Annotated in this window: 13 protein-coding genes and 2 pseudogenes; 2 read left to right on the forward strand and 13 right to left on the reverse strand. The window is 35.2% G+C overall.

The genetic code is table 11. The annotated features are described in order from the left end of the window. The 10 genes and pseudogenes from G577_RS0108970 to G577_RS0109010 form a co-directional block, all read right to left on the reverse strand. Window positions 1–261 (reverse strand): annotated as a pseudogene (locus G577_RS0108970) (ISLre2-like element ISTeha1 family transposase); the annotation flags it as partial. Window positions 262–342: 81 nt separating this feature from the next. Further along, window positions 343–597 (reverse strand): BlaI/MecI/CopY family transcriptional regulator, encoded by a 255-nt coding sequence (locus G577_RS11380; protein ID WP_051176751.1) that lies wholly within the window; start codon window positions 595–597, stop codon window positions 343–345. After that, window positions 578–727 carry a BlaI/MecI/CopY family transcriptional regulator gene (locus tag G577_RS12065; RefSeq protein WP_155988503.1) on the reverse strand — a complete coding sequence of 50 codons (150 nt, stop codon included), beginning with the start codon at window positions 725–727 and terminating at the stop codon, window positions 578–580. Before G577_RS12065 ends, G577_RS11380 begins: the two co-directional genes overlap by 20 nt. 3 nt (window positions 728–730) lie before the next feature. Further along, window positions 731–1,180, reverse strand: a complete 450-nt coding sequence (locus tag G577_RS11385; RefSeq protein ID WP_051176754.1) for a YdhK family protein — start codon at window positions 1,178–1,180, stop codon at window positions 731–733. Between the two features lie 111 nt (window positions 1,181–1,291). After that, the gene (locus tag G577_RS0108985; RefSeq protein ID WP_028790916.1) at window positions 1,292–1,567 is read right to left on the reverse strand and encodes a glutaredoxin family protein; all 276 of its coding nucleotides are present in this window, start codon (window positions 1,565–1,567) and stop codon (window positions 1,292–1,294) included. 231 nt (window positions 1,568–1,798) lie between these two features. Then, window positions 1,799–2,185 (reverse strand): zinc-binding dehydrogenase, encoded by a 387-nt coding sequence (locus tag G577_RS0108990; protein ID WP_227874538.1) that lies wholly within the window; start codon window positions 2,183–2,185, stop codon window positions 1,799–1,801. Between the two features lie 113 nt (window positions 2,186–2,298). Next, window positions 2,299–3,948 (reverse strand): FAD-dependent oxidoreductase, encoded by a 1,650-nt coding sequence (locus G577_RS0108995; protein ID WP_028790918.1) that lies wholly within the window; start codon window positions 3,946–3,948, stop codon window positions 2,299–2,301. Window positions 3,949–3,963: 15 nt separating this feature from the next. Continuing rightward, window positions 3,964–4,371 carry a tRNA (N6-threonylcarbamoyladenosine(37)-N6)-methyltransferase TrmO gene (gene tsaA / locus G577_RS0109000; protein ID WP_028790919.1) on the reverse strand — a complete coding sequence of 136 codons (408 nt, stop codon included), beginning with the start codon at window positions 4,369–4,371 and terminating at the stop codon, window positions 3,964–3,966. Window positions 4,372–4,885: 514 nt separating this feature from the next. Beyond that, the gene (locus G577_RS0109005) at window positions 4,886–5,764 is read right to left on the reverse strand and encodes a glycine betaine ABC transporter substrate-binding protein (RefSeq protein WP_028790920.1); all 879 of its coding nucleotides are present in this window, start codon (window positions 5,762–5,764) and stop codon (window positions 4,886–4,888) included. 525 nt (window positions 5,765–6,289) lie between these two features. Next, window positions 6,290–6,826, reverse strand: coding sequence for an NAD(P)H-dependent oxidoreductase (locus G577_RS0109010; RefSeq protein WP_028790921.1), 537 nt, complete (start codon window positions 6,824–6,826; stop codon window positions 6,290–6,292). A 240-nt stretch (window positions 6,827–7,066) separates the two neighbouring features. On the opposite strand from G577_RS0109010, the gene G577_RS0109015 reads away from it, so the two are divergent. Continuing rightward, on the forward strand, window positions 7,067–7,435 hold the full coding sequence (locus tag G577_RS0109015) for a winged helix-turn-helix transcriptional regulator (protein ID WP_028790922.1): 369 nt from the start codon (window positions 7,067–7,069) through the stop codon (window positions 7,433–7,435). 153 nt (window positions 7,436–7,588) lie between these two features. Here the strand turns inward: G577_RS0109015 and G577_RS0109020 are convergent, their stop codons facing one another. Beyond that, window positions 7,589–8,044 carry a YbaK/EbsC family protein gene (locus tag G577_RS0109020; protein WP_028790923.1) on the reverse strand — a complete coding sequence of 152 codons (456 nt, stop codon included), beginning with the start codon at window positions 8,042–8,044 and terminating at the stop codon, window positions 7,589–7,591. A gap of 88 nt (window positions 8,045–8,132) precedes the next feature. Further along, window positions 8,133–8,570, reverse strand: coding sequence for an N-acetyltransferase (locus tag G577_RS0109025; RefSeq protein ID WP_028790924.1), 438 nt, complete (start codon window positions 8,568–8,570; stop codon window positions 8,133–8,135). A gap of 122 nt (window positions 8,571–8,692) precedes the next feature. Here G577_RS0109025 and G577_RS11390 point away from each other — a divergent pair, with 122 nt between their 5' ends. Beyond that, entirely contained in the window at window positions 8,693–9,826 is a 1,134-nt protein-coding gene (locus G577_RS11390; RefSeq protein WP_081675757.1) for an MFS transporter, read from the forward strand. Between the two features lie 76 nt (window positions 9,827–9,902). Here the strand turns inward: G577_RS11390 and G577_RS12665 are convergent. Further along, window positions 9,903–10,076: pseudogene (locus G577_RS12665) on the reverse strand (group II intron reverse transcriptase/maturase); the annotation flags it as partial.

Raw genomic sequence — 10,076 nt, forward strand, 5'->3', positions numbered from 1 at the left:
GTCATTGGCTTGATTTTTCATTCGGCGACGAACATAGGTCACCGTGCCAAACAAAAAGGTGATGGTTCTTTCGCTTTTGCGGTCGACGCGAAAGCCTTCTTTCTTCCATTGGGCACAAATTTCTTCATCGAGCGTTTGAAAAGCTAGTTGGGTGATTGTCGCTATCAGTTGCGCAAAAAAAATCATCATGGCTCTTTCTCTTGCTAAAAAATTTCTTTCCTTCTTCATTACTTCCACTAAATCTGTTACAATAGAATCCATAAGAAACCGCCTTTATTCATTAGTGCCTGTCAGCCCAATGGATAGAGTAACGGTTTCTTTTTTATTCGTCTAGAGGAAACCTCAATAAATTTTACACTTAGTATATGACCGTTTTTCATTTATCATTGCTTCAATGTTATTTAAATCTTCATCCGTAAAATCATTCTTTAATAAAAGATCGTTAATGACATTACTCATTTTCATCGCACAAGTTTTTTCAGAAACTTCTGCAGCTGTTTGATGAATGCTCTCGTCTTCAGTCAAAATCGGTGAATAATAATATTTATTGCCTACTTTTTCTGTTGATAAACAATTTTTATCTACTAGACGACCCAATAATGTTTTGATTGTTGATGCGGTCCAAGCAAATTTTTCTTTTAAAGAAGGTAACTACTTCTTTACTAGTTACGACATCTTTTGTCCAAGCAATTTTCATCACTTGCCATTCAGCATTGGTAATTTGCATCGACTATTCCTCCCAAGCCTTGATCTCACTTTCTACAACCCATTGATAATTTCTTACCCATCGTTCTTGTTCAGAAGAGTAGTAGTCAATCATATATACCGGCTCTGTCGTCATACGTTCAATAGTTCCAGTAGCATTTTGCATTCCAGACATGTGTTGTGCAAGAATGGTTACTTGATCTCCAACATCGACGCTACCTTCATAACTAATTTCACCATCTACAACCCATTTATGGTCGGTGACTTGGTCTCCAGAATTTGTATCGTTATAAGTAACAGAATACACTGTCGTATCATAAACGCCGTCAACAACAGCTTTAGCGTGTAACATATCTGACATATGATCTGTAAGTAATTCTACTGTAGTTCCTACTGGATACTTCGGATTCTTCACTTCTTGGATCCCTTCTGGAAGATATCCACTTTCATCATGATGCATGTGCATATGGTTCATTTTAAATCCCTCCTGCTTCGTTTACAAATGTAATTCGTTTTGCACTCATACTATATAATTTATGTTTACATCTGTCAACAAAAAACAGAAAATTTATATTCTATCATTTGTTTAATTTCTTACCTTGCTCGTTAGCTCTTCAATTTGGATACGATTAGGCTCAAAGCCAACAAATACTTCTTGTTTTTTTAATAAGCCTCTTTTTTTGAAAACTATTGCTGGTACAATGCGATTACCAGTTAATGTTACAAGCTCTTTCTCTTGCTCTGGATTACTTTCTACATCATGACTCTGAAAAGGGATATCATTTACAGTTAAGTAATGTTTTAAATTTTGGCAATCAGAACAAGTAGGCCGTGTATAAATTTCTAGTTCATATTTCGCCATTCTCTCTTCCTCCACCTTTCGTTTACAGTTGTAGTTACAAGTAGCATATAATAACTGTTACATATGTCAACATTATGATTTATTTTTCTTTATTGTTTTAGTGATATTTTTCCAAATAAACAAAAACAGTTCCAAAAAGAGACCCATCCTTTTGAAACTGTTTTTTAAATAAGAACATTAATACTTTGTAGTCTGTTCCAGCATTCTTTCGATAAAGTATTTTTTAACAAATCACTCGGAAATTTGTAGAACAATTTTTCCAGTAAACTTCTTCGATAAAAATGTTTTTTGCGCTTCCACAATATCTTTTAGTGGAAATGTTTTAGCGACCATAGGTTGAATTTGCCCTTTTTCGATATAATCAATCAAATTAACGAATGCTTCTTTTGATTGATAAGTACTGCCAAACAAACTTAAGTCTTTCAAATAAAGCGTCCGTAGATCCAACTCAACGATTGGACCTCCAGTCGCACCTACAGAACCGTACTTTCCACCTTTTTTTAAATTTTTCAACAATTCTGGCCATTGACTGCCTCCAACTATATCTAGCACAATATCAATATTATTCCTAGAAGAAAATTTAGACCACTTAAAATGGACAGGAGAGCTAATAGACAAACGTGAAACTGCAACAGATATTATAAAAGAAAAACGTGGCTAAATAGAAATGAGACTAGGACATAAATTAGAATTATGTCCTAGTCTCATTTTAGATTTATTGCATTCGATATTTACTCATAAAGCAAGTTTTCAGGTCTTATTGTTTTATATAAAGCAAATGCTCCGTCCAAGTTTTCAACGTTATAGCCATTTTGTGTAAGGATTCTTTCAGCAATATAACTACGTAATCCTGTATGACAGCTGACAATATATTCTTGATCCTTATCTAACTCGGACAAACGATCGCGTAATTCATTCAATGGAATGTGCAAGGAATTTTTGAATTGTCCTTTAGCCAACTCAGCCTTGTTACGTACGTCTATTAAAACTTTTCCTTTTGCAAATGCGTCTTCTAGTTCATACCATTGAATTGATGTACTTTCTCCTTCAATAATATTCATCGCTGTATAACCTGCCATATTTACAATATCTTTAGCTGAACCAAAGGGTGGAGAGTACGACAATTCAAGTTCAGGCAAGTCCATTACCGTCAAGCCAGCTTTAATAGCCGTTGCCAAAACATCAATACGTTTATCTACTCCTTTTTGGCCTACTGCTTGAGCACCATAAATTTCACCAGTTTCAGGATGAAAAATAAGTTTCAAAGTAATATCGGTAGCCCCAGGATAATAACTTGCATGATCCTTACCAGCTACATGTATCACTGAGTGAGATAAGTTTTGTTGTTTAACACTCCGTTCATTCAATCCAGTAGAAGCAGCTGTTAAATTAAAAACTCGAACAATAGAGGTACCGATACTTCCTTTATTTTTTCTAGCTAAGCCAGAGATACTATCCGCCACTTGTCTTCCTTGTCGATTCGCTGGAGAAGCTAGCGCGATCAAAGTATTCTCACCTGTGATTTGTTGCTTAACAATAATCGCATCCCCAATCGCGTAGATGTTAGGGTCGCTCGTTTGATAATTTTCATCTACATAAATACCACCACGCATGCCCGTTTTTAGCCCAGCTTGTTGTGCGATCGTACTTTCTGGCTGAATCCCCATAGAAAGAATGGTTAAATCAGAAGTTAGCTGTTCGCCGTTTTCTAAGATCACTTTCCTTCCCTGGTCTTGAAACTGAGCCACAGAATTTGAGAAAGAAACGTTGACGTCTTGTTCAAGTAGCTCATTTTTGACAAAAGCTGCCATCTCTTCATCTAAGGGAGGTAAAACTTGAGGCGCCTTTTCAACGATGTTGACGTTGATATCTCTTTTCTTCAAATTTTCTGCTACTTCTAGTCCAATAAACCCAGCGCCTATAAGTACGGCATTTTCAGGTTGGTAACTTAAATTTTCCATAATTTGATCTAAATCAGGAATGCTACGCAAAGTATGAACGTTTTGACTCTCGGAAAGACCAGGGATCTCCGGTGTAATGGGAGTTGCGCCGGTAGATAAAATAAGGGCATCGTAGCTTTCAGCAAACACTTCTTGCTTATGTTCCACCATAACCTGCTTTTCTTCAGGGTGAATTTCAACAACTTCATGATTGGTTCGTATGTCTAGATTATAACGAGCTTTTAAAGCCTCTGGTGTTTGAACGAGTAATTGTTCTCTATTTTCAATTTCTCCAGAAATATGATACGGTAACCCGCAGTTCGCAAAGGAAACATATGGCCCTTTTTCCAACACAATAATTTCAGCATCTTCATTTAATCGACGTAGCCGTGTAGCGGCAGACATCCCACCAGCTACACCTCCGACAACGATTACTTTCATTGTCATTCCTCCTCGTTATTTAACTGATTTGTCTGTATCAAGAAGCGATGAATATACTTTTATATCCAAAACTGCACTTTCATCCAGCGCATCTAAGCCTGTCACTTCTAGTTTATTATTTTGTACTGATATCACTTTTCCTACACAAAGAGCAATTGGATTAGGACGATTAGGCGAACGAGTCGCAAAAACACCATATACTTTATCAGAAAAAGGAGTTTTAGTAGAAAGCACCGAACGATCTGATCGATCTTGCCAGTAAAGGACAACAATATGTTCTAAGTCGGATACATCTTTTAAGCCTTCCACATATTCTGGGAATATTTCAATAGTTGCCGTTTCATTAGCATATTTCCCTTGCTTTGGTGCTTCTTTCTTTGTTTTATATGAGCTATGAACTGTTCCTATAGATGTTAATTTCATTAAAATCCCTCCAGAAATCATGATAAAAAAGTTGGAATTCAGTTCTCTCAATTAAGAGAATAAAACGAAGTAAGTTATTTGTAAAATTAGTAAATTTTTTGAATTGTTCATTCCAACTATAAAAAACAGTGTCTCGTCTAATTTTCGTCTATAGATGAGATCACTACTTTTTTTATACGTAGAAAATATTTTATTTGTTGTGTCTGTTGCAGTTTTAATTATTCTATGGAAACTATCTGCTGGTATAGTCCTTAAATAAAAATCGCTAATTTATTTTAGCATTGTTTTTATAGATAAGGGTGATTACGTTCTCCAATTCCTATCAACTTGTCCTTCTCTTCTATATCTTAAAAATGTTACCTCACTAGTACTTTCTAAGCTTTATCACTCCTTATATTACCAAAAGTAAATTTTAAGTTTACGCATGTAAACAAAACTAATATATCATAATTATTTACAATTGTAAATAAAAAGCGGAGACTAATTATGACTAATCTCCACCTTTTTATAAAAATTATTCAGCGTCTGCTGTCCATTCGTCTACTTTATCTTGATTATCATCGATCCAGTTTTGGGCAGCTTCTTCAGGATCAGTACCATCTTCAATATCTAACATTATAGATTGCATATCTTCTTGGTCCCAATGGAAGTTATCAAATATACTATAAACTTCAGGCATATCATCTTCTAAGCCTTCACGGGCTAATGTATTAATATGTTCTTCTTCGCCCATCGTTCCTTCTGGGTCATCTAAAATCGTAAGATCATATCTTTCATACATCCAGTGAGGCGTCCAACCAGTAACAACGATTGGATCTTCATTTTGAATAGCACTGTCTAATTGTGAAGTCATTGCACCACTAGAAGAAGGAGTGACTTCCCAATCCGACAAGTTATCATAAGTTTCAACAGTATCTTCAGCTGCAGCAACCACGCCAGCACCTGGATCAATACCAATAATTTCTTGATCAGGAACTTGATCGTCTAAGTCTTCAATTGAATCAACATCCATGTATTCTGGAACAGTTAGTCCAAGAGCAGCTCCTTCAGTATGAGCTCCCAAATCTTCAACTTGATCGCCATATTCTTCATATTGTGCTTCTTGTGTAATTGGTAGCCAAGCAGAAAGTGTTGCATCAGATTCTCCATTAGCTACGGCTTCCCAGTTTACAGCATTATCTAAAGGCGTCATATTTACCGTATAACCCATATCTTCTAATACTAAGGCCATAACATTAGTGGAAGCCACTTCACTATCCCATTCAACATAAGATAGGTTCACCTGATCGCCACCAGCACTTCCGCCTCCGTCGTTATCTCCGCCACCATTACTGCAAGCAGCTAATAATAAAGCGGAACTCAACGTCAACATCCCTAATAATTTCTTCTTCAAAACAAAACATCCTTTCATAAATTTTAAATGTTACAGAACGATTTTTCTCGCTCATTGAGACCTTTCACATATTTTTATTTCTCTTCAAGACTTATAAGTATACTAACAGCTAAGTTACTGTCTTCCGGATTTTCACACAAAACAAATGACTACACTAAAATAAATTTAAGTTGTCACTTTTTCCAAAAGAAAAATACTATTTATCAATAGCATTCATCAATTGAACAATAATAATTGCGTCATTTATTGGCATGAGAGAAAAATATGGTAAATAGTCATTAAATTCCTATCCTACATCCCTCCAAGCAACAATGTTACGAGAAGAGCGTAACATATCAAATTAAAAAAAAACAAGTACCATTTTTATTTTTTTCATAAAAAATGTTAATAAATAAGCGTTTAACAAGTTATGTAAACTAGCTAAGTCTCTTTTGCTCATTTTTCTCATTATTTTCTAATTTAAAAAACAAAAAAAGAACGATCCATTTTCCCATATTTGAGTCAAAGACATCGCTCTTTTTTTCCTTAAACTGCGATAAGTTCTGGACTTAAAGCGTAATCCACATATTCTTGCGCTTTTTGGCTAAGTTCTTCATCCGATTGATGACCCACGCCATGTACGGTAAACGGCGCTAAATAATAAGCACCTACAAAATGTGTGGTTGCTTCTAATGGACGGAGTAATTCCGAAACATTAAATTTCACCAAACCGTCTGGCGTATAACCTTCCTCGTCGACGCCTGTTGTTACAGCAGGCAAAAATTCTTTATCTTTCATCTTATCTCCATTTGTACCAAAAGCCCAGCCATGAGCAATAACTTCTTCTAACCATTTTTTCAATAACGCAGGCGCGCTATACCAATAAAATGGAAATTGAAAAATAATGCGATCATGATTTTCTACTAATTGTTGTTCAAGCTCTACATCGATTTTTCCGTCCGGATAAGAAGCATAAACATCATGAATTGTCACATCAGAATACTTTTCAATTTCTTGTAATAAGTGTCGATTGCCGCGAGATTCAGTTATATTAGGATGAAAAACAAGTACTAGTGTTTTCATTTACAAAACTCTCCTTTTATTAAAATTTATCCAGAAGCTTCCCTTCTTAACAAACTAAAGTGTCGTTAAATAAGTTAAAAGCTTCTTGCATACTAAACAAAAGATTTTCTTGTATCTATTTGCTGTTAAAGGTATAATAAATGAAAAGTTTCCTTTTGGGAATAAGGCACTTAAATTAAACCTAGTTACTTTTTAGAAACTATTTGTTATAAAGGGATTTATAAAAGGAGGTAATAATCAATGTCTGAACAACTTCAAGGAGAAACATGTCAAGAATTGCAAGCCGCGCTAGATATTATTTCTGGAAAATGGAAGCCCATTATCTTATTTCACCTTATGGAAAATGAAAAATTACGCTTTAGCGAATTGCAACGGGCGATGCCAGAAATTACGAAAAAAATGTTAACATCACAATTAAGAGAACTCGAATATAACGGCATCATCCATCGCGAAGTTTACCAACAAGTTCCGCCAAAAGTCGAATACTCAATGACTGAATATGGTAATAGTTTATCTCCACTGATGAAATCAATGAGAAGCTGGGGGATGAAACATCTGCAACGTATGGAAAAAATGGAAAGCGCAGATAAAAAAGAAGCTGTTAATTAGTTTTTCAAAAAGTTCTTAATAAAAGCATTTAGCTCACCTTTGGATAAATGAGCTAAATGCTTTTATTTATAAATTTATTACTAGCACATCTAATCTACTATGCAATAATATCAATAATCCAAATCGTAAAAACATACCTTGAAGATAAATCGGTTAACTTTTATCATTCAAAAGATCTGCAATCGTTGGATTAATTAGATCAATCAAATCTTGAGTAGCGATTATCACACTCTTATCCAGCTCTCCTGCTGAAACCACAATCTTCGGATAGTTTTTTATTTCTTGGTCAAAAAATATCGGATATTCTGGATGGTGCAAAAAGATTCCTACAGGCGTATTTGCGCCATGCGGATAACCGGTTGTTTCCATCACGTAGTCCATTGGTGGTAAACCTACTTTTCGATTTTTGGAAACAGCCGCCATTTTTTTATAATCCATACGAGCATTTAATGGAACTAAAGCTATCGTTGGTCCGGTTTTGTTTCCTTTGAGCACTAACGTTTTAAAGATAGGGCTCTGATTTGTATCTACTTTTTCAGAAGAAAATTCATAGGATTGATAAGGTATATTTTGCTCTTCTAGAAAGGTTTCTACTTCATTTTTTGCCATGTTCATTCTCCTTACGATCTATAGTTAAACTATATATCTATGATAAGAAACTCCGCTAACGAAATCAAACATAGCGGACCATTATTCTTTAATATCTCTCTACTCTTTGCCAAACCATCACGAATTCCTTTTCTCTTGTATCTTCATCAATATTTTCGTCTTGAATAGAAAATCCTTCCCTATGGTAAAAAGCTACTGCTCGTTTGTTTTTTGCAAAAGCCTCCAAAGTTAATTTAGTTTTATTATTTTTCACGTAATCGAGTAATTGTTTGCCAATACCTTTTGATTGTTCTGTAGTCTTAACAAAAAGTCCCGCAATATAATCTTCGATTAAACCAATAAACCCTACAATTTGACCTTTATCATTTACATACACATAAACAGTAGATTGAGGTAACTGCTCTCTAACTGAGTCCATCTGATTTTTCCAATAATCTTCGTTAATAAAATCGTGAGCTTTAATATTTTCTTCTTCCCATAATAGAAGCGCTTCTTCTAGATCTTCCTTTTGTAATTTACGAATCATACGTTTTCCCTTCTATTTACTTTATTTATTTTTACCTAGGATATTTCTCCTAGATATGGTATTTTAAAATTGGTATAGTTAAGCGGATACACAAAAATTTCCTAATAGAGGTAACAGCAACAATGAAAAAAGTAAACATAACCGAAGTTATTGCCATTTTATCACTTTCATTTCTTCTTACTTCGACATACTCAGTCTCAGGTGTAACACCAACGTTGTTAAAGGCTTTTTCTTCCTATTCACGTTCCTCAATTGAATTTCTCGTTTCCATTCCTTCTGTATCAATGATTATCATGATCGCTTTAAGCCCTATAATAGCCCGGATATTTAGTGAACGAATAACCATTGTTTTAGGTCTATTAATTGCAGGTCTAGCAGGTATAACACCCGCCTTTACCTCTAGCTTCTCCTTAATTTTTATCTCTCGAATTATCACTGGCATTGGTTTTGGCTTAATCAATACACAAGCTGTGAGTATCATCAGTGAACGTTTTACTGGAAAAGAACGTGCTCATTTACTAGGTTATCGCACTTCAATAGAAACACTGGGGCAAGCTATTTTAACATTAATCGCAGGACAATTATTGATTTTAGGATGGCAGCCTGCCTTTTTGATTTATAGTATAGCATTTCCTATTTTAATCCTATACCTTCTTTTTGTTCCGCGTAAACCAGTTTCCCCACGAAAAAGCACCGCAGGGAAAGGTAGTCACCTAAGCCAATTTCTTCCTGTATTAATCAGTGCCTTATTTGGTGGCTTATTAATCGCGACAAATACAGCAAGTTCATTAAGAATTCCTAGCTATATTGTCGAAAATAATTTAGGTTCAACCTTGTCCGCTAATCGTGTATTAAGTTTATTTATGTTTGCTGGTTTTCTTGGTGGAGCTTTTTTTGGGAAACTTTTTACTTACTTAAATAAATATTTCTTACCTGTTCTACTACTTACAGAAGCTTTAGGCTTATTTTTAGTCCCTATAAGTTCGACTATTTATTTCATAGCAATCGGCGCTTTTCTCGGAGGATTTTGTGTGGCAGGCGTTCTTTCTAGTATTTTCGCTCGTTTACCGGAAAAAATACCTTCAAACTTTTTAAATATCGCAAATGCGATGGTATTAATCGGGTGTAATCTGGGCGCTACCATGGCCCCTCTTTTCTTAAGTGGAATGGAAAAAATCTACCCTAGTTTAACTACACCTTTTATAATTTTTGGAAGTATCTTTTTACTTCTTTCAATCGGCGCATTAATAGGGTAGAGGGGAAATAAATTTCCGCCCCTCCCGTCGCACCGTACGTACGGTCCTCGTATACGGCGCTACATTTGTACTGTTTTCACGCTTTATTTAGATAGTAGGATAAAGGATCAACCAATCCAGGTCGATCCTTTTTCTTTATGGCTAAAACTTTCGGACTTAACGTAAAGTTGACAACGTCCATCCCGCATTTCCTATACCAACCTAATCTAGAATTAGCGACCTTATAAATGTCTTCTTTCTTGAAATGACA

Origin of the sequence: Tetragenococcus muriaticus DSM 15685, from assembly GCF_000423785.1 — a bacterium.
Lineage (GTDB): Bacteria > Bacillota > Bacilli > Lactobacillales > Enterococcaceae > Tetragenococcus > Tetragenococcus muriaticus.

Coding starts and splice junctions, on each gene's coding strand:
- tsaA (WP_028790919.1), bottom strand. CDS start 4,371: ATGAAATTAACATCTATAGGAACAGTTCATAGCTCATATAAAACAAAG.
- G577_RS0109015 (WP_028790922.1), top strand. CDS start 7,067: ATGTCTGAACAACTTCAAGGAGAAACATGTCAAGAATTGCAAGCCGCG.
- G577_RS0109025 (WP_028790924.1), bottom strand. CDS start 8,570: ATGATTCGTAAATTACAAAAGGAAGATCTAGAAGAAGCGCTTCTATTA.
- G577_RS0109020 (WP_028790923.1), bottom strand. CDS start 8,044: ATGGCAAAAAATGAAGTAGAAACCTTTCTAGAAGAGCAAAATATACCT.
- G577_RS0109010 (WP_028790921.1), bottom strand. CDS start 6,826: ATGAAAACACTAGTACTTGTTTTTCATCCTAATATAACTGAATCTCGC.
- G577_RS11385 (WP_051176754.1), bottom strand. CDS start 1,180: ATGAACCATATGCACATGCATCATGATGAAAGTGGATATCTTCCAGAA.
- G577_RS0108985 (WP_028790916.1), bottom strand. CDS start 1,567: ATGGCGAAATATGAACTAGAAATTTATACACGGCCTACTTGTTCTGAT.
- G577_RS0108995 (WP_028790918.1), bottom strand. CDS start 3,948: ATGAAAGTAATCGTTGTCGGAGGTGTAGCTGGTGGGATGTCTGCCGCT.
- G577_RS12065 (WP_155988503.1), bottom strand. CDS start 727: ATGCAAATTACCAATGCTGAATGGCAAGTGATGAAAATTGCTTGGACA.
- G577_RS11390 (WP_081675757.1), top strand. CDS start 8,693: ATGAAAAAAGTAAACATAACCGAAGTTATTGCCATTTTATCACTTTCA.